This is a genomic window from Streptomyces sp. NPDC012769 (assembly GCF_042901205.1).
GTDB lineage: Bacteria > Actinomycetota > Actinomycetes > Streptomycetales > Streptomycetaceae > Streptomyces.
In genome coordinates, this window is record NZ_JBIBCP010000001.1 from 1,829,351 (window position 1) to 1,847,693 (window position 18,343).

Below are 18,343 nucleotides of genomic sequence, written 5' to 3' on the forward strand. Positions count from 1 at the left end.
CCCCGGAGAGCGCCCATGGAACCTCTGCCCGCGCCGAGCCCCACCAGCGTCAGGATCACCGGCGACCACTATCAGTGGCTCATCGCCTGGACCGGCTGCCTCAACCTCCTGCGCGAGAACGCCATCCACACCGCCAACCCCGTCATCTCCGTCGGCGTCGAAGCCGACGACGCAGGCAACCTCGACGACGTCGTCCTGCTGCGCCGCACCCCGCCCCACACCTACACCCAGGTCAAGTACACCGTCAGCAGCGCCACACCGGTCAACGAGGAGTACCTGACCAAGCCCAGCCCCACGGGCGGTCCGTCGATCCTGAAGAAGATCGCCAAAACCTGGCGCGCTCTCACTGCCGACGGCACCGAAGCGGACCTCGCGATCGTCACCAACCGGGCCCCGGACCCCAAGGATCCCCTCATCGCCGTACGGGACGCCCGCACCCAGCTACTACTGCCCAAGGCCGCCGACGGCACCGCACGCTCGAAGACCGGCCAGGCACGAACCCGCTGGGCCCAGAACGCCGGCCTGAGCGAAACGGAGCTTCATGAGCTCCTCTCCCGCCTGCGCTTCGACGTGTCCCGAGAACTGGCCCACGTGTACGAGCAGCTGCAGCTCCTGATGGCTGTCTGCGGTCTGCGCAACGACAGCCGCGCGGTCGACGAAGGCGCTAACTGGGTCGCCCAGCAGGTCCGCGACGGCCACCGCACCCTGACCCTCGACATGGTCAAGACAGCCGTCGACAGCCTCGGCCTCAAGACGGGACCCGCTTACGCGATCCTGTCGATCGCCACCCTCAAACCCGACCCGCTCGCTGCCGAAGCCGACCACGCCATCAACTGGATCGACCGGTTCGAAACCGACTCCGAATACACCAAACGCCGCCCGCTCGCCCCCGCCACCTGGGCACAGCTCCAGGACGACATCGAGGCGGCCCCCGACCGCCTGCCCGGCCGCACCGACATCTCCGTGTCGGGAAGCCTCCGCCTGGCCCCCGCGTTCCTGACCGGCACGGCCTTCCGCATGGTCACCGGAGCCGACCTCGCCGTCCTCCAGCGTGGAGACCTGTGGTCCACCCGCGACACCTACGACGCCGAATACGCCCCCACCGTCGAGGAGTACGACATCGGCCAGGGCGAGGACCTCGCCGTCGGCATCAACATCACGGTCAGGGCCGAAGACTTCACTCAGGACGTCCTCGAATACGTCGAAGGACAGAACATCCCCGCATCCAAACTCCTCATCCTCACACCCCCCACCGGTCCTAAGGACCGCTCCATCCTCGACAGCCCCGCAGCCAACGCCCTCGCTGTCGGCATTCGCAACGCCCTGCGCCGGCCCGCCCGCACCACCCCCCGAATCCACCTCTTCCTTGCCTGCCCCATGGGGCTCGCCCTGCTCCTCGGCCACCGCTGGAACCGGCTGCGGCCCACCGTGGTGTACGAAGACGTCAGCACGGCACAGGTGTACGAGCCAGCCTTCTTCATCCAGGCCTGAACTCCACGGCCACCGCGAGCGCCCGGCCCTGGGCCATGCGATACCGGTGTAGGGGCCTGCCTCTCATCGGACCTCCCCGTGAGGCAAGGGCCCGCAACGGGTTCTCGGACGGTCACCGGGCTGCGCGACGCTTGTGACCGCAGCGCTGGAGTGCCGGCCTGTCCGGGCCAGCGCTCGCTCCGTCTACCCACCATCGGTGTCGTCCGCCAAGCAGGCAAATTTCAACGGGGGATGATCAGGTCGCTAAGCTGCCCAGCAGTTGGCATCCGACCGCGGTTGAAGACCACCGCGACGAACAACACCACCACTGGTAGAAGTGGGACGAGTGCGGCCTCGGGCAATCCAAGGGTTGCCGCACCGGCCATAACCAGCACGACCACGGCACCCACCGTCAGCATTCGCGTTCGCTCCCGCGGCGTGGCCGGAGCCACATCGACGAGCTGGTCAGCGTCAAGAAGGTCGTCGATGCGGCCTTCGGCGTAGCGCTCGGCAATAGTCAGCAGCATCACGATGAGGTCTTCCAGGGCGCGCCCCGGCTCAGAATCCTGCCGGGCCTCGGCTCTTCGTAGCGCTCCCACTACCAGGGCGGCGTGCGCCTTGAACTGGCGTTCGTTGTGCCGTCGGGCCCTGGCACGGCGGGTGCGGTGGACCCTCCAGATGACTTGCTCGACTGGTTGCATAGAAACTCGTGGAATCTGGCAGTCCGGCTGGGTCTCCTCCCAACGGCGGAGCACTGTGGCGCACTGAGCTGCGACCGTCAACAGAGCTACGGTCGGCCAGCAACGCCGGTACTCCATTCGGGCACTCGCCTTGTCGGGGTACCCGGCCAGAGATTCCAGATCATACGCCGCGTGGGTCGCGGCGCTGCCGGAGCTGGTCAGGTTGGTGCGCTTGATGATCCACACCTCGGCGACCAGGAGCAGGGCGAACGCCGTGATCTTGGCTACCGGACCGATCACACCCAGGTTCCAGGTACGCACGGCGATCGGCACTGCGATCACGCTGCTGAGCAGCTTCTGAACCACGCCGGGCGTCGACCCCGGATCCGCGCTCAACCGCAGATGCTCCCAGTCGGCTATGTCGTCGACGTTCATCAAGACGATTTCCAGCAGGATGAACTGGAGTGTCCTGATTGGCATCGCCAGCGGGGCGACGCGCCACCAGCGCACGACGTACAGCGGGGCCAGCCCATGACCGTCAACACGATCTTGTATTCGAGCAGGCAGTACCAGTATCTGCGTCAGAAGCGGAGCGGCTCGACGCACCCCTGAGGCGTGGCGTATCCGCTCGAAGCGCTCCAAAGAACGCACCCCCCAGCGCTGGACGGGCCCGGGAATCAGGAAGAGGGGGACTGCGACCAAGACCGCAAGCTCAACAGCCAGGATGAGATAACCGATTGACGACACCTCGACAGTCTCACGTACCCCACCGACAGCGGCGCTCGAATCGCGTCCTCAGCCGATCGCCACGACGTACACGCTGGCCCACTTACGCCTCGGGTTGGCCATCGTCGGGTCGAATTCCCACGGCTCGACGCTCTCGCGAAGCCGGCCTCCGCGAACAACTGGGGGATCTTATCCAGGACGTGGGCCCAGTGATGAGGCGTGTACGTCACGTCGTCGTCCTGGTCGCGGAAGACGTAGTTGATCAGGTCGAGGTAGGTGTTGATGTCCTCGCGGCAGGTGCGCTTCGTGTACCAACGCTTGATCATCTCCCGGGCGTCCTCCGGACCCGCCGGGTAGTGGCCGAGGACGAAGGCCGCATCCGGCACGCCCGTGATGAGCTGACCGCCGGGGGCGAGGACACAGTAGGAGCGGCAGGCCGCCGTAGTGCGCCAGGCGCTCCCCGGCCTGGCCGAGCAGATCCTCGCCGAACCCGCCTGGCCCACTCTCGCCACCACCCTCAACGACGCCATCACAGCCGGCCACGACCCCGCCGCGCTCCTCACCCAAGCCGCCCGCCACCGCGAACTCGACACCGCCCCCAACGTCACCGAAGTCCTCACCTGGCGCCTGGGGCGCCTTCCGGATCTGGCAGTCGGGAAGCCCCCCACACACAACAGGCCAGCAGACAGAGATCAGCATGGTCCTGCCACACCCACGCCAAGGGCGACGTGGTCGGGCTCCCTTCCAAGGAGCCGCTGACACAGACACTGCCCCGATCGGCACATCCCACGTTCACCCGGTGAACAGGTCGCAGCTCGCTCTCAGGGATGCCGTTCCGCACCGGAACAGCGAACCCGTTCCAAAACGGAATACGCCCGCCACGATGGTGAGAAGGGGGCGAGATCGCGTTCAGTCGAGCTTGCCCTCCAGCAGCTCCAACGCTTCCTCCCACCGGAAACGGTCCGCTCCCCCACCCGCCTTCGGCCGGTGCGGCTCGTACGCCCCGACCAGCACGCCCATCTCCCGCAGCTGCTCCAGGTTCCGGCCGTACGCCGGATGCGCGGCCATGGCTGCATTCACGTATGGCAGCACGACCGTCGGGATGCCCATCCCGTACGCCTCGCACAGGATGCCCAGCGCGAGGGTGTCGGCGATGCCGGCCGCCCACTTGTTGATCGTGTTGAAGGTGGCCGGGGCGACGGCGATGGCGTCGGCGGGCGGGAGGGGACGCGGGTCGCTGGGGCTGCGCCAGGCCGAGCGGATCGGATAGCCGGTCTGGGCCTCGATCGCCTCGGTGCCGAGGAAGCCGAGGCCCTGAGGCGTGGCTATGACGCCGACGCCCCAGCCCTGCTCCTGCGCGGCGGTGATCAGCTTGTGGGCGTCGCCCGCGATGCCGGCGGCGCAGACGACGACGTACAGGAACGGCTGTGCGGTCACGCGGGGACTCCCAGTCGGCGGCTGAAGTGGTGGAGTTCGGGCAGCGTACGTCGCCGATCGCGGGCGGCCATGTCGGCGACCAGGTCGCGGACGGCGGGGCGGCGGACGTCCTGGGCGGCACAGGTCTCGGCGATGCGGAGGGCCTGGTATCCCTCGGCGAGGCGGCCCTGCTGGTTGTAGGCGCGGGCGGCCTCGACCCACAGCGCTGCCCGGCGTTCGGGGACGGGGATGTGGCGGCGCATGAGGGGCGCGGCGGTGTTCAGGGCGATGCCAGCGTCGCCGAAGGCCACGGAGGCGCTCACCGAGTGGAGGGCGACGTTCGTGGGGCTGAAGTTGGCCCAGGCGTCGGGGCGGTCGAGTGCGACGTAGCGGGCGATGTCCCGTGCCTCGTCGAGGAATTCGCGGGTGGCGGCACGGTCGCCGGCCGTGCTGGCGGCAGTCACGCCTCGCAGGAGAAGGAGTCCTACTGCCGCGAGGTAGCGCGGGGAGCGTTGGTCGTATGAGCCTGCGAGCTGTCCTGCGGTGTGCCGGACCAGGGTGACGGCCTGGGCGGTGTGCTTCTCGCGGGTCAGGACGTGGGCGTGGACGCGGACGCTGGAGGCGAGAACGACGGGGTCGCCACAGCGTTCTGCTTCGGCCATGGCACGACCCACGGCGAGCCAGGCGTTGCCGTGGTCTCCCTGCTTGAGCAACAGGCTTGTGGAGGTCTGGTAGGCAGTGGCGAGGAGCCCGGCCATCGCCGCGTCGCCGTGGTGATCGCCGCCCGCAGCTTCGCGCAGGTCGGCGATGAGGCTGGGAAGAGTTGCCTCCAGCGCTGCGTAGTCGCAGGTGTAGAAGAGGCGCCGAGCCACGGCGATCCGTGATTCCAGGGACTCCTTATCCATGCCGTCCACTCGGGCGGAAGCCGTGCGTGGGCCGGGGAGGAGTGCGCGGACGAGGTCGTCGTGGGCAGCCGTGGCAGGTGCGGTGGGGGCCGCGAGGGACGCGATGCTCGCGGCGAGGAAGGTGCGGCGGCGCATGTCTTCTGTCTCGGGATCGTCTGTCGGTTCTGCGGACGGGCTGGGGCCGCTCAGGCCGAGGAGGTGGAGTGGGATGCCGAGTTCGGCAGCGACGGCGCGTAAGACCCGGGTGTCCTCCGTGCCCCGTCCGCTCTCCAGGCGGCTGATCTTCGACTGGTGGTAGCCGAGCGCGGTGGCGACGTCCGCCTGCGAGCGACTGGTGCGCAGACGAGCGCGTTTGATCGTCTCGCCGATCTTCTCGGCTTCGGTCTTCACGTCTGCCATCCATGCCCTTCCGTCCGCGTCGAGCATGCCCCTCCGGACGCAGCGTAGGCGAGTCGTACGAAGGCTTCATGCAGCTTCTGCATGAACGATGCAGTACGGGCACAGGCCGTCGCGAAGTGCGCTGGCGGCGCTGTTCCTTGGGGTGGTCGATCCGACTTCTGGAGGCCGCTCGTGGAAGCGCACCAGCTCATCTTCTCCCTCCCGCCGATTCCGGCCGCCGTGCCCGTGGCACGACGCCAGGTAAGGGAGGCCATAGCCGCCTGGCCGGCGGTGCCCGCGGCGTCGGAGGCCGTCCACACGGCCGAGCTGGTTGTCAGCGAGCTCGTCACGAACGCGGTCCGTTACGCCGGTCATCAGCCGATCAGTGTCGTAGCCCAGCTCTCCGACGCGGTTCTGCGAGTGGAGGTCAGCGACGCGAGCCCCACTCTGCCGACGGCCGCGCTGCCGGACGAGGACAGCGAGGGCGGACGCGGGCTCTTCCTGGTCGGCGTGCTCGCGGACCGCTTCGGTACGGCGCCGACGGGCTCTGGCAAGTGCTGCTGGGCCGAGATCGACGTCGCCGGCGCATCCCCGACCAGATCAGCCTCCGCCTTATCCGTTCCCACGCAGAGGAGTTGTACGTGAGTACCCACGTCCCCGCCGTTACGTCCCAGGTGATCGCGATCCGGCCCGGCCGGCCCCTCGCCGGTGCCGTGACGGTCGACGGTTCGAAGAACGCCGCGCTCCCGCTCGTCGCGGCTGCGGCCGCCCTCCTTCGCCCCGTACGTCTCAACAATGTTCCCGCCAGCTCCGACGTCCAGACGCTGCTCGACCTGCTGCGGCAGGCGGGATGGAACACCGCCCATTCGGTCGGTGACAGCCGCACCGTCCTCGTCCTCCCCGGCGAGGCGGCCCCGAAGGCCAACGGGCTCAACGAGGACGCTTCCAGCATCCGCGCCTCGTACTACCTCGTCCCCGCCCTGATCGCCCTGTGCGGTCGAGCCGGGCTCCCCTGGCCCGGCGGTTGCCGGATCGGCGACCGCGGGATGGAGCAGCACTTCAAGGTGTACGAAGCCTTCGGCGACCGCGTCCGCGTGGACGATCGCGGGTACGTGGTCGAAGCCGGCAAGGCGGTCCCTGGCACGGTGTCGCTGGCCCTGCCGTTCCGCTCGCGCGGGGCGACGATCGCCGCGGTCCTGCGTGCCGTGGTCGCAGGTGCGCCACTGCGGCTCGGGCGGCCGAACCTCTCCCCGGAGGTCCTCTGCGTTCTGGACGCTCTGACGGCCGTGGGGTACGCGTACCGTGCGGGCGAGCGCGTCCTCACGCTCGCCCCGCCATCTTCGGTCTCAGGGGACGCGCCCGTATGGAAAGTGCCGGGAGACAAGATCGAGGCCGGAACCCTGGCCTGTGCCGTGGCCGCCACCGGCGGCACCGCGCGGATCGAGGGCGTCCACGGATCTGACATCGGTCCGCTGATCGCGGCGCTGAACCGGATGGGCATCCCCACGGCCGAGGAGACCGAGGCGCTGGCCGTCCACGGTCGGGACACCCAGCCGACCGGTCGGCCCCTCCGGGCCATGGCCACCCTCGCCCCCAACGGCCTCGACGCCGACTTCGAACCACCGCTGCTCGGGCTCGCCCTGGGCTTCCCCGGCACGCACCTGTTCTCAGACCCGATCAACCCCGGGCGCCACAGCAACCTCATCCCCCAGCTCGTCCGCATGGGCGGGGAGATCACCGAACTGTCCTCGACCGAGTGCCGCTTCACCGGCCCCCAGAGGCTGACGGGTGCCGGAGTGGAGGCGACCGACATCCGCACGGGTTCCGCGCTGATGGTCGCTGGCCTCACTGCCCGTGGCGTCACCACGCTCGGCGGGGTCGACCAGATCCGCCGCGGCCACGCCGACCTGCCCGGCAAGCTCCTCGCCCTCGGCGCCGACGTCTGCGAGGTCACCCCATGACCGCAGCCAGACACCTCCGCCGGATCATCGCCACCACCGACTTCCACTCGGCCTTCGACGACGCCGTACCGATGCTCACGCACCTGCACGCCAGAAGGCACGACAGCCTCGTCGTCGACTGCGGGGACTTCTTCGAGGGCACGGGCTACTACCGGCTCGGACAGGGCCGCATCGAGCGGGACGTCCTGGTCCGCCTCTACGACGCCGTCGCCCCTGGCAACCACGGCTGGGTCCACCACTTCGAGTCCGACCTCCATGGCATCACGGTGTGCGCGAACGCCGTGGACGCCGAGACCGGCAATCCGCTCTTCCGTCCGGCCCGCCTCGTGAATGTCGGCACCCGCCGCGTCGCCGTCACGGGCGTCATCGGTCCCCAGGCGTTCAACGCCATCCCCGCCGACCAGCGCGCCGGACACCGTGTCACCGAACCGGTCCAGGCACTGCGCGAGCTGATGCTGACCCATCACCACCAGGCCGACTCCTGGGTGGTGCTCAGCCACTCCGGGTTCGACGAGGATCTCAAGCTGGCTGCTGCCTGCCCGTTCCTGGATGTCGTCTTCGCCGGGCACTGTCACAGCGAGCGGCCGGGGCCGGTGCCCGTGGGAGACACGCTCCTTCTCAAGGGGCGTGAACTCGCGGCCGGGTATGCGCTGGCCGAGCCCGTGGGCGCCGGCTGGGCAGCCCGGGTGGACTCCTTCCCGCCTACAGCCGACCTCCCCCGAGAACTCGCCCCCGTACGGGAGGCCATCGACGCCATCCGCGAGGAGCTGCGCACGCCGCTTGGTCCGCTCCGGGCCCCGTACGCGAACGGCCTGCTCGACCGTCGCGCCCTGCTCACCGACGTCGCCGGCCGCCTCCACAACGGTCTGGGCGCCGAAGCCGTCCTGCTGAACGAGACCGCACTTCGGTCTCCCAGATTGGGGACCGTACTCACGCAGGGCGGCCTCCTGGCCATCGAGCCCTTCAACAACGAGCTCGTACACGCCCTCGTGCCGGAGCGCTTCCTCGCAGATCCTGCGGCCCTCCTCGCCCACCTCACCGAGCAGGCGGGCCCGGTCGTGTCCGCGCCCCGTCCCCTGCCCGACCGCCTGCCGACCGTACTGACCACCGGCTATCTCGCCGACGCGTACCTCGGAGGCCGTACCCGGCAGGCCGGCGTCCGTCTCAGCCAGGCCGTGCAGCGCACGCTCACCGATGGAGAATCCCGATGATCCTCACCGGCCCCGAGATCACCCAGGCCACGGCCGACGGCCGCATCCGTATCTCCCCGTTCGAGCCGACGCAGGTGAACCCGAACAGCTACAACGTCCGTCTCGGCGGGACCCTGCTCACGTACACCGGACACGCCCTGGACGCCCACCGGCCGAACGCCACCGAGTCGATCGAGATCGGTCCGGACGGCTTCGAGCTTCAGCCCGGCCAGCTCTACCTCGGCCACACGATCGAGGAGGTCGGTTCGGACACCTTCGTACCCCTGCTCTTCGGACGTTCCTCAATCGGCCGCCTCGGCCTGTTCGTGGAGATCACCGCTCCCATCGGGGACATCGGCTTCCACGGCCAGTGGACGCTCATGCTCTCCCCGATCCGACCGCTCCGCGTGTACCCGGGTATGCGGATCGGCCAGATCATGTTCTTCGTGTCGGTCGGCCCGGTGGCCCTCTACGCGGGCAAGTACCAGTCGTCCGCCGGCCCCCAGCCCTCCGCGTACTGGCGCGACCTCGCCGCCCTCGGGGCGGTGGCCTCGTGATCCTCACCGGCCCCGCCATCGCCGCCGCCAGGGCCGCCGGCGAGATCACCATCGAACCGTACGAGCCGCGGAGAATCTCCCCCAACGCCTACGACTGGCGTCTCGGCGACACCCTGCGCTTACACGACGGCTCCCTGGACGCCGCGAGGCCGACCGAGTTCCAGGAAGTGCCGATCCCCGCCACCGGCTACGTGCTGCGGCCGGAGGTCCTCTACCTGGGGACGACGTACGAGCGGACCGGCTCGGAGGCGTACGCGCAGTTCCTCAACGGCGACCGGACGATCGGGGCGCTCGGCATCTGGGTCCACGTCTCCGCTCCCCTCGGGCACCAGGGCCACGCCATCCGATGGACGCTGGAGATCCGGGCGAGCCGACCGGTCCGGGTCTACCCGCGCATGACGTTCGGCAAGTTGGTCTTCCTCCAGGCCCTCGGCGCCACGGCCAGCTACCAGAACCACGGCCTCAAATACCGGGCCAGCCAGGGCATCGAAACGTCCCGCCTCTACGAGGAGAACCCGGGAGGCCCCGCGTGAACCCCACCGTCGTCACGGCCCTCGACCTGCCGTTCCCGAGCCCCGGCGGAAGCGTCGAGCTCTTCCTCGATCTGTACACCGGCCGCGCTCCCCTCCTCCCCGCCCGGGCCTTCATGCTTGCACCCGAGCACAGGGGACTGCAGCCGTCCATGCCGCCGGGTCTGGAGCTGGTGCATGCGCCAAAAAAGTGCCTGACGGGGTACGCCTTCTGCCGCTATGTCGTCGCCCTCCAGCAGGCACTGGCCGAGGCGGTGGATAGGGGCGACGCCGGAGTCCTGCATCTGCAGCATCTGGCCTTCGGCGCCACACCAGCTCTGCTCAGAGCCTTCCCGAAGCTCCCTCGGATCGCCCTGGTCCACGGGACCGACCTCCTCTTCGCCGAAACGTATCCCGAACAGTTGGCCACCCTGCGCGAGGCAGCCTGGGCCGCCGACGCGATCGTGGTACCGACCGGCGCAATGGCGGACCGACTGCTCCTCCTCGCCCCCGACACCCGACGCCGCAAGATCGAGAAGATCCCCTGGGGCATCCCCGACCACCTCATCGCCACCCCTCCCCCACGACGCCGGAACCAGCCCTCCAGCCACCTGCGGATCCTGTACGCCGGCCGCCTCACCCCCGAGAAGGGCTTCGACACCCTCCTCTCAGCCCTCCCGCTCACTCAGTCCGCCGAGCTGTCCATCGCCGCACCCCGAGCCGAATTCCATGCCCTTCGCCCCCGCCTTCACGAGCGCGGGGTACACGTCCACTACCTCGGCTGGCTACGCCGGCCACAGCTCTGGAGGACCTTCGCCGACCACGACGTCCTGGTGATGCCCTCCACGACGCTGGAGGCCATGGGCCTCGTCGCGCTCGAAGCCCAGGCATGCGGCCTCCCTGTCCTCCACCAACCCGTCCCCGGCCTCACCGAGGCACTGGGAGGCACCAGCCTCGCCACCGACTTCGCCGACCCGCACGCCGTCGCCCGCGAACTCGACCGCCTCCGCACCAGCCCCGGCCTCCTGCCGGCGCTCCGCGCGGCCGGCGCCACCAACGCAGCCCGGTTCCCTCTGAGCGCCACCGCCAAAGCCCTCGCCGAGCTCGGCAGGCGACTCGCCTGATCACCCGTGGCGCACCCCCACCATGACCGGCCCTCTCACTACGATCGGAACACCATGACGCTCGACATCCCGCGCATTGAGCAGCTCCTCCAGGACGGTGTCCGCGACCGGGTCTACCCGGGAGCCGTCTGGGCCGTCGGCAACGCCTCTGGCACGACGGCGAGCGGGGCGGTCGGCCTCCTCGACCCGACTCGTCCCGACGAGCCGACGCGGCTCGACACCGTCTTCGACATCGCCAGCCTCACCAAGATCGTCGCCGTGTGGGCCGTCATCGGCACCCTTGTCGAAGAGGGCAAGCTCCAGCTCCACACCCCGCTCGGCACCTTCTGGCCCGAGGTCACCGGCCACCCGCTTGCCCAGGTCACCACCCACGAGCTCCTGACCCACACGGCCGGCCTGCCTCTACGTGCCAACCTCAAGAACCTCTACGGCACCGATCCCCAGGACATCCGCGACGGCGTCCTCCATGAGAGCCTCCATCGCGCCCCCAGCGAGGCCGTCGAGTACACCGACCGAGCTGCCCTGACCCTCGGTTACCTGGCCGAGTACCTCGCCGACCAACCCCTCGGCCGCCTGGCCGCAAGCCGAATCTGGGACCCCCTCGGCATGACCGAGACCCGCTTCGGCCCCCTGCCTGCAGCCACGATCGCCCGCTGCGCCCCCACAGAACTCGACGAGGAGACCGGCGCTCACCTCAAAGGCACCGCCCACGACTTCTCCGCCCGCCTCCTCGGCGGCACCTGCGGCATCGCCGGCGCCTTCTCCACCCTCACCGACCTCAGCCGCTTTCTCCAGCACATGCTCGCCCCGACGCAGGCCGCCTTCGGCCCGACCTGGATCGCGGACTCCCTACGCATCCGCACCGGCGAACTCACCCCTGCACGCGGCCTCTTCTGGCACCCCGCTCCTGACACCGAACTACGCGAGGACATCTGGATCCACTACGGCTTCACCGGCACAGGTATGTGGATCAGCCCGAAGCAGCAGCGCTGGGCAATCCTCCTCACCAACAAGCTCTACTTCACCCGCGACCGCGAACCGCTCACCGCCGTACGCAACTCCTACCGCGAGACCGTCTTCGCAGACGGTGCCCTGCTGGGACGGGCACAGACCGGTCGATGATCCACGCTCTAACTCCCGCCCAGTGCGTTGTGCTCTCGCGAGGGCAACCACGGGGTGATCACCTTGTCGGTGCTCAACCGCAATCACCAGGAGTGGGCGAGCCGGTGCGGGCGCCGAGTGCAGGGGCGTGCTGGGGTGCGATGGACTGCGCCAAGACCATCCCTCGTGGTCGGCCCGCACACCGACCGACACAAGGACCAAGCCCGCGCCCGAGAGCAACATGAAGATCCAACGGCTACACGTCTTTCCCAAGCCACGACGGAGCCGTCGCCGGCACCTCTGGCCCGATGATGTCACCCGTGCCGAACGGTAGGTTCCCCATGTAATCGCCGACTCGGAACGGCCGCATGAGCGTCGACTGGAAGACAGCCTGCAACTGCATGGTCATGAGCGGCAGCGGAGATCCTCCTGGCGGCGGCGAAATCCGCCGCAGCCACGGGTCGCCAGCCTGCGCAGTCAACCACTCGCCGGCCGCCGAGAGCCACGTGAGCGATCCCTTGTCGAGGATCCACACCCCATCCAGACGATGCTCAGGGTCCGTGTTCTGGGCAAGCTCCCACATGACTTCGCTCAGTCTCTGCAACGACGTTGGCGTGGTGAAGGCAAAGACGAAGCCCAAAGTCGGGAAGTAGTCGTGCTCCTTGCCATACCGCTGGAGCACCGGTTTGAAGATCGGCTCGGTCGCCCTGGGGATCCAAGCTGTCTTCGCGTATCGCTTGATGGCGGCGGCGTCCTTCCACGCCTTCCGCAGCTCGCCTTCCGTCAGGACGGACTTCACTTCAATCAGGCCGTGCACGCACTCAACGGGAACAACATCAACGCCATGTGCAGACCACATCGGTGGCGTCGAGGGATCACAGATGAGTACGTCGCACTCGGTGGAGTGGTCGCCTGCGCTGCTGATGATCTCCACGTTCTGACGTACCAGCACGGTGGCAGGGAGGTACCTACGGAGGAATTCGGTGACCAGGTTGTTCTCGGCGGCTTTTCCCCTCAGCCCTTTGTGTTTCACCAAGGCGCGCGTCGTCTCAAAGTCGTCCTGCATGCGCCTAGCGATGGAACCGAAGATCGCATCCATTTTGTCCTGCTGGCTCATTCACACAGTCTGCACGTTTCCAGGGGGCTTCGGCTCGAACAGCCCGCAGCCATCCAGCCCGAACCAGCCCGAACCAGCGTGGCGAGGCCGCATCGGCAACGGGTGAAAGACCAGGTCAGGGGCCCTATCCGCGAGAGCGGGTCGGGTCCCTGAGTGGTCTCTGGGGCCGTTTGGGAGCCGAGTGCGAGATCCTCCTCCAGCCCCGGCTCCACATGCCTCCTGATCGGGCAATGGATGCGCTCCCCAGCTTCAGGTCAGTAGCCCGCCGATGGCCGTGGCGAGAGCTTGTCCGCTCTGCTGGACAGCGGTCCCGAGGACAAGTGCGGGCAGTGCCTGTGCGATCCCCCTCAGCGTGTGCGCCTGCTCGGCCGGAGCCGCAAGTGAGTCGTCCGCGGTGCCCGCCATGGATCTCAGAGCTTCCATGTGCGGCAGACCCGCCGCGTTGCGCTCCAGATCCACCCGGAACGCGACGAGGAGGGCTCGTACGGCGTCGACGTCGGTGACCCCGTGGGCCGATGCAGCCTGGTGCACATGAGAGATGTTCTGCCCGACGACGTTCTGGAGTGGAGCGTTGTTGTTGCCGCCGATGCTGATGCCCGTGCCGTGTCCCGACTCGGGTGTGGGGTCAGGTCGACGTCGTCCAATGGCCATCATTTTCCTCCTTGGCTGGTAGAGCCTTGACCGATGTTGCTGTTGCCGTTACCGACGACATTCTGGATCGGCGCGTTGTTGTCGCCATAGATCTGGATGTTGTTGGTCACAGCAGCCACCTGCTGGTCGTAGGCGGTTGTGTCGATGCCCAGGTCCCGCAAGTAGGCAGCGACGGTGCGGAACACGCAGGTCTCTATGAGGACGACATGCCGCTTGGCGTCATCACTCTGATGCATGTCAGTGACTTCCTCGGTCGAGTAGCGGTCCCGCAGGCTCACAGGGTCCTCTTCCTCGGCCCGACCCTCGATGCTCTCTCCGAGCGCGATCCGGGCGACCAGGCGCCACAACGTCAAGGGGCCGACAGCCGCGTCCAGGAGGGCTTGGACCGTCACCCACCTGAGCAGCCGCGCACCACGCTTGCCGACGGGGACCGCTGTCACCTTCAGCTCGTTGTAGAGCGGGGTCATGACGTGCGGCCGTACGGTCAGACGCAACTCGCCTGCCTCCAGGGCAGCGTGAACGAACACGCTGACCACAACCTGGCCGTCCCAGGTGATGCACTGCGCGCGCAGATAGAGTCGCGTCGGCTCACTGGAGGGCGACTTACGACCCCGGCCAGTCAGATCCGGCGCTTCCCCGTTCGCCTCCCGGGTCCGCTGTAGCCAGAGGTGGGCCGGCAACCCGAGAACTCGCTCCATAGAGAACCCTGGCAGCGGGTCCGTGATCTCCCGTGCACCCCGTCCCAGTTCGTCGAGTGCCGCACCCACGCGCCGCAGCAGTTCCGCCTCGCCGAAGGGCTTGACCGACTCCTCGGGGTCCATGGGTTTCAGAGGGATGTTGATGTGGGCGGCTCCCCAGAGATCGCGCCCGGCGCCGATGAAGTGCTGCGAGGCGTCATAGGGCAGCTGGCGCCCCTCCTGCTCCTCCCCGATCTTCGCGAGCCTCCGGGTAGCCCTCGGCGACGTCCACGGCAGCGCGTCGCGGGAGACCCGCTTGCGACTCAGCACAGACAGAGCGGCCCTCGCCACCAACCGGTCCCCGACGTACACCACTGCCATCCCAGCAAGTAGGCCGACCGGCACCGCGACCAGCCCAAGTCTCACCTCCGGCACCGGTTCGTACGGCACCAGCGCCAGCATCCACGGAGCGACAAGAGGCAGACACGCCAACCATGGGCGGCGGGCCAGCCGACTGTTGAGATTCTTCTTGCGCTGCGCTCGAAACGCCGCCCACCTCATGGTGAGGGCGACCACGACCGCGGTCACCCAGATCGCCGTCGCCCACGGAGAGACATACCCGGCCGCCGTCAGGAGCAACAGGAAGCAAAGACGCCGTAACCACCGCCCGCGACGTGCACGCAAGCTGTGCGCCACCATCGGGACAAGATCGAACCCATACGACGGCACAGGCACCAGCGGACCGTTCAACACATGGTCGACAACCCATTGTGCCGTCGGCTCGCCCAGCGGAGGGCAATCGTCACTGCCCTCCAGGTAGATGGGCCTGCGTGTACTACGCCGCGGCTTCTTCGGAGCCGCGCTCTTCCCCCGAAACTTGCGCCACCACGCCTTAAGCTCCTTCACTCGATCCGGCCGCGCATAGACCGCCTGGCACAGTAACCGCGTCACCTCGGTGGCAGTCGGATCCACCTCCGCGGGACGAGGTGTGTCGGCCGTCCGGGCAGCCCGCTGGACGGGCACACCGGGCCACCCGTCCGTGCATGCCTCCTCCTGCTTCTTCTCCCCAGCTTTGGTGCCCCAGGCGATTCCCATGCCGCTTCCCCGTTCGCTCGTACGGCGGGCATCTTCACGACGAACGGCGGAAGCCGCCAGACCACAAAGGCGACATTGCGTGTAACAGGTCGCTAGACAGATGGATTGGCCGAAACCTGATCAGGCAAGCTGGACGAAGCCATTCCGCAGAGGCACATGACAGCGACCCAGGCCATCAAACCGTCGACAGCTCACCGCAGGAATCACCACCAACCTCATGATCTCCACGGCGGCAATCACCCGCAGCGCGTCCTCGCCACATCCCCGGACCCGATAGCCACCACGTCGGCCACCTATCCGCCTCGCTGAGCACCCCGTCCAACGGGGAGCCAACCTACTCCCCGAGCCTCCGCCAGACCACGCCTCACCGAACCTCGATGCCAGCCCAGCGGGGTGCACTCGCTGGGCTGGCAGGCCCAAGGTCCTCCGATCAGATCGACAAACGTCGCGTTCGGTTGACCTCTGCCAGGTGCAACAACGGCTTGAGGGGAGGTCAGCTCGTACAGCTGCCGGCCGTGCCCCAGCGAAGGAACTCCGTACCTCCAGCACCGTCAAGCACCGCCACGGCGTACTGCGCGTAGCCCCATCCCTGCCCCGCGCGAGATTCCGCGAGAACAGTCTGGCAGGCCACGCCGGCGGCGGCCTCTGCCCATTCCTCTCGCGTGCTCTGGTCCCACTCGGGCTTCGTGGCCCACACGTACATCACGCCTTCGTGCGGAGCGAAGCCGATGCTGGTGTTCTCGTCGCTGATATAGCGGGGGTCTTCGAACAGACGGGAGTTGGCGTTCCAGTCGGCAAAGAGCTGGTGGACCGCCTCGGTTGCCACCCTGATTTCGCGTTTGTCGACGCTGGGGATCTGGGCCGCGGCCAGTCCTCCTTCAGTGGGGTACCAGCTCGGGGCCTGCCCGGGGTCGGCGGCGGTGCGGTCGATGGTCTGCGTGATGCAGCCGGTGTTGACGCGGAAGTCGTCCTCCCACACGATCGCCGGCGCCGTGGACGTGGTGTTGTCGACCAGGACGTACTCGTCGTACGGAAGGGACTTGTAGATGCCCGCCATCATGCGCAAGGTGAGGCAGGCGTTCTTGGCCACTCCCTGCACGACGCGTGACTCCACGGCCGGACCGCTGATGGCTATGTAGAGCTCTCTCCGGGCCGGGGCGTAGCCCACGTCGTACTGACCGCTGTAGTTGTAGTCCTCGCCCATGCCGTAGCTGAGGTCGTGCCCGAGTGCGGCCTCGGTCTCGATCTCCGCTTCTCCCTTGGCACGACGAGCTGCACGCCACGTGGCGATCGTGGCCTCGTCCACGTTCGCAGGAGTAGGGGATGACGCGGCGTCCACCACAGCCTGGGAGCTTGCTGCGGGTGAAGCGGAAGCCGGCATGGTGGCGGTCTTGCTGGGGGATGCGCTGGCAGGAGGACGGGAACTCGTCGAAGCCGTCTCCGTTTTGTCGGGCTGCAGGGCCAGCGCTCCACCCGCCAGGCCGCCTATGACAGTGCCCACCACCGCCGCGATGCCGACGAGTCGTCTGCTGGAGCGGGCAGGACGTCTCCAGTTCGGGTCGTCCAGAGTGGGGACGGCCCACTGGGCAGCGACGAGACCGCCCACCAGTGTCGGCTCCGCACCCGTCGGCGCGACCTGTGTGGCCTGTGCTGCGAGGAGGACGGCACATGTCTCGGCAGCGTCCCACGCGGTGACTCGATCCCCCGGCTCCTTGGCGAGAGCGCTGCGCACGATGGCGTGGAGTTCGCCAGGAAGGCCACGCAGATCAGGATCCTCGGACATGACCCGGTAGGCGACCGCGTCGGGGGCTCCCCCGCCGAAGGGCGCGCGACCGGTGGCGGCGAAGGCTATGAGAGCGCCCCAGACGAACATGTCGCCCTCGGGACCCGCCGTACCGGTGCGGTAGTGCTCGGGGCTGATCCATCCTGGGGTTCCGGTCAGAATGCCGGTGAGTGTCACGGATGTGCCGTCGGCGGCATGAGCGATGCCGAAGTCCAGGACTCGGGGACCGACCGGGGTCAGGATGACGTTCTGCGGCTTGACGTCCCTGTGGACGACACCCGCGGCGTGAATGGCCGCGAGAGCCTGGGCTGTGCCCGTAGCAAAGGCGTAGAGGGTTCCACCGGCCAGCGGCCCGTGCGCGGCGATGTACCGATCGAGGGTGAGCCCTGGGGCATAGGCAGTGGCCAGCCACGGTGACGGTGCTTCGGCGTCAGCCGCGATCAGGGGTACGAGGCAGGGGCCCTGGATACGGGCGGAGAGCTGGACTTCTCGGCGGAAGCGCGCCCGGAACTCCGCGTCGTCCGCCTGGGCAGGGTGGACGACCTTGACCGCGACCCGCAGACCGGCGGCGTCGAGGCCGGCGAACACCGTGCCCATGCCCCCTGAGCCGAGGCGCCCGATAATCCGGTAGGGGCCGACGCGCTTGGGGTCACCGGGGTGGGCAGCCAGCACCCGCCCACCAGAACGAGCACTGCTCACCGGGCTTCCGATCTCCATCAGACGTGCAGCAGGCCAAAGGCCGGACGCATGCCGGTACCTGAGAGCTGGATATTAGCCGCGCACCGAGGCGATAGGCACTGCCTTCTCAGGCAATGGTCGGCAACGCTTCCTCATCGAGCGCACAAGAGCGAAACGGAGCCGACGAGCCTCGCTCGCCGTGCTCCGTCGCCTTCGCCGCAGCGCGTCTGTTCATCGGTGCGCGCCGCGGCCTGGCCCTCCCCGACAATCGACTGACGCCCCATCAGAACGAGCGTCAAATGAGCGTCACGAGCGTCATTTCAGC

Annotated in this window: 15 protein-coding genes and 1 pseudogene; 8 read left to right on the forward strand and 8 right to left on the reverse strand. The window is 68.3% G+C overall.

Annotated features, from left to right (window positions below; translation table 11 throughout):
• Window positions 1–15 precede the first annotated feature (15 nt).
• Window positions 16–1,491, forward strand: a complete 1,476-nt coding sequence (locus ACFY7C_RS08140) for an SAVED domain-containing protein (RefSeq protein ID WP_389645490.1) — start codon at window positions 16–18, stop codon at window positions 1,489–1,491.
• 221 nt (window positions 1,492–1,712) lie between these two features.
• Here the strand turns inward: ACFY7C_RS08140 and ACFY7C_RS08145 are convergent, their stop codons facing one another.
• The 4 genes and pseudogenes from ACFY7C_RS08145 to ACFY7C_RS08160 all read right to left on the reverse strand — a co-directional run bounded on the left by ACFY7C_RS08145 (window position 1,713) and on the right by ACFY7C_RS08160 (window position 5,596).
• On the reverse strand, window positions 1,713–2,897 hold the full coding sequence (locus ACFY7C_RS08145; RefSeq protein ID WP_389645492.1) for a hypothetical protein: 1,185 nt from the start codon (window positions 2,895–2,897) through the stop codon (window positions 1,713–1,715).
• 48 nt (window positions 2,898–2,945) lie between these two features.
• Window positions 2,946–3,295: pseudogene (locus ACFY7C_RS08150) on the reverse strand (glycosyltransferase); the annotation flags it as partial.
• A 490-nt stretch (window positions 3,296–3,785) separates the two neighbouring features.
• Window positions 3,786–4,313, reverse strand: coding sequence for a flavoprotein (locus ACFY7C_RS08155; RefSeq protein WP_389645495.1), 528 nt, complete (start codon window positions 4,311–4,313; stop codon window positions 3,786–3,788).
• A complete protein-coding gene (locus ACFY7C_RS08160) occupies window positions 4,310–5,596 on the reverse strand; it encodes a helix-turn-helix domain-containing protein (protein WP_389645498.1) in 1,287 nt (428 codons plus the stop codon). Before ACFY7C_RS08160 ends, ACFY7C_RS08155 begins: the two co-directional genes overlap by 4 nt.
• A gap of 171 nt (window positions 5,597–5,767) precedes the next feature.
• On the opposite strand from ACFY7C_RS08160, the gene ACFY7C_RS08165 reads away from it, so the two are divergent.
• Genes ACFY7C_RS08165 through ACFY7C_RS08195 form a run of 7 tightly spaced genes read left to right on the forward strand, consistent with a single transcriptional unit; the run spans window position 5,768 to window position 12,038 of the window.
• On the forward strand, window positions 5,768–6,220 hold the full coding sequence (locus ACFY7C_RS08165; protein ID WP_389645501.1) for an ATP-binding protein: 453 nt from the start codon (window positions 5,768–5,770) through the stop codon (window positions 6,218–6,220).
• Complete coding sequence (locus ACFY7C_RS08170) at window positions 6,217–7,536, forward strand: UDP-N-acetylglucosamine 1-carboxyvinyltransferase (protein ID WP_389645503.1); 1,320 nt, start codon at window positions 6,217–6,219, stop codon at window positions 7,534–7,536. The genes ACFY7C_RS08165 and ACFY7C_RS08170 overlap by 4 nt, the downstream gene beginning before the upstream one ends.
• Window positions 7,533–8,747, forward strand: coding sequence for a metallophosphoesterase (locus ACFY7C_RS08175; RefSeq protein WP_389645506.1), 1,215 nt, complete (start codon window positions 7,533–7,535; stop codon window positions 8,745–8,747). Before ACFY7C_RS08170 ends, ACFY7C_RS08175 begins: the two co-directional genes overlap by 4 nt.
• Window positions 8,744–9,283: a dCTP deaminase gene (gene dcd, locus ACFY7C_RS08180; RefSeq protein ID WP_389645508.1), complete on the forward strand. Its 540-nt coding sequence runs from the start codon at window positions 8,744–8,746 to the stop codon at window positions 9,281–9,283. The genes ACFY7C_RS08175 and dcd overlap by 4 nt, the downstream gene beginning before the upstream one ends.
• Window positions 9,280–9,816: a deoxycytidine triphosphate deaminase gene (locus tag ACFY7C_RS08185; RefSeq protein ID WP_389645510.1), complete on the forward strand. Its 537-nt coding sequence runs from the start codon at window positions 9,280–9,282 to the stop codon at window positions 9,814–9,816. Before dcd ends, ACFY7C_RS08185 begins: the two co-directional genes overlap by 4 nt.
• A complete protein-coding gene (locus tag ACFY7C_RS08190) occupies window positions 9,813–10,916 on the forward strand; it encodes a glycosyltransferase family 4 protein (RefSeq protein ID WP_389645513.1) in 1,104 nt (367 codons plus the stop codon). The genes ACFY7C_RS08185 and ACFY7C_RS08190 overlap by 4 nt, the downstream gene beginning before the upstream one ends.
• A 54-nt stretch (window positions 10,917–10,970) precedes the next feature.
• Complete coding sequence (locus ACFY7C_RS08195; RefSeq protein WP_389645516.1) at window positions 10,971–12,038, forward strand: serine hydrolase domain-containing protein; 1,068 nt, start codon at window positions 10,971–10,973, stop codon at window positions 12,036–12,038.
• A 235-nt stretch (window positions 12,039–12,273) separates the two neighbouring features.
• On the opposite strand, the gene ACFY7C_RS08200 is transcribed toward ACFY7C_RS08195, so the two are convergent.
• From ACFY7C_RS08200 to ACFY7C_RS08215, 4 genes are all read right to left on the reverse strand, one after another.
• Entirely contained in the window at window positions 12,274–13,134 is an 861-nt protein-coding gene (locus tag ACFY7C_RS08200) for a DUF6602 domain-containing protein (RefSeq protein ID WP_389645517.1), read from the reverse strand.
• Window positions 13,135–13,383: 249 nt separating this feature from the next.
• Window positions 13,384–13,788 (reverse strand): hypothetical protein, encoded by a 405-nt coding sequence (locus ACFY7C_RS08205; RefSeq protein ID WP_389645519.1) that lies wholly within the window; start codon window positions 13,786–13,788, stop codon window positions 13,384–13,386.
• Window positions 13,785–15,557, reverse strand: a complete 1,773-nt coding sequence (locus tag ACFY7C_RS08210; RefSeq protein ID WP_389645522.1) for a hypothetical protein — start codon at window positions 15,555–15,557, stop codon at window positions 13,785–13,787. Before ACFY7C_RS08210 ends, ACFY7C_RS08205 begins: the two co-directional genes overlap by 4 nt.
• 493 nt (window positions 15,558–16,050) lie before the next feature.
• Window positions 16,051–18,057, reverse strand: coding sequence for a serine/threonine-protein kinase (locus tag ACFY7C_RS08215; protein ID WP_389645525.1), 2,007 nt, complete (start codon window positions 18,055–18,057; stop codon window positions 16,051–16,053).
• Between the last annotated feature and the right edge of the window lie 286 nt (window positions 18,058–18,343).

What these genes read in the sequence shown, in the direction of transcription:
- ACFY7C_RS08195 (WP_389645516.1), top strand. Translation starts at nt 10,971, where the DNA reads ATGACGCTCGACATCCCGCGCATTGAGCAGCTCCTCCAGGACGGTGTC.
- ACFY7C_RS08200 (WP_389645517.1), bottom strand. Translation starts at nt 13,134, where the DNA reads ATGAGCCAGCAGGACAAAATGGATGCGATCTTCGGTTCCATCGCTAGG.
- ACFY7C_RS08140 (WP_389645490.1), top strand. Translation starts at nt 16, where the DNA reads ATGGAACCTCTGCCCGCGCCGAGCCCCACCAGCGTCAGGATCACCGGC.
- ACFY7C_RS08160 (WP_389645498.1), bottom strand. Translation starts at nt 5,596, where the DNA reads ATGGCAGACGTGAAGACCGAAGCCGAGAAGATCGGCGAGACGATCAAA.
- ACFY7C_RS08210 (WP_389645522.1), bottom strand. Translation starts at nt 15,557, where the DNA reads ATGGGAATCGCCTGGGGCACCAAAGCTGGGGAGAAGAAGCAGGAGGAG.
- ACFY7C_RS08215 (WP_389645525.1), bottom strand. Translation starts at nt 18,057, where the DNA reads ATGGAGATCGGAAGCCCGGTGAGCAGTGCTCGTTCTGGTGGGCGGGTG.
- ACFY7C_RS08175 (WP_389645506.1), top strand. Translation starts at nt 7,533, where the DNA reads ATGACCGCAGCCAGACACCTCCGCCGGATCATCGCCACCACCGACTTC.
- dcd (WP_389645508.1), top strand. Translation starts at nt 8,744, where the DNA reads ATGATCCTCACCGGCCCCGAGATCACCCAGGCCACGGCCGACGGCCGC.
- ACFY7C_RS08205 (WP_389645519.1), bottom strand. Translation starts at nt 13,788, where the DNA reads ATGATGGCCATTGGACGACGTCGACCTGACCCCACACCCGAGTCGGGA.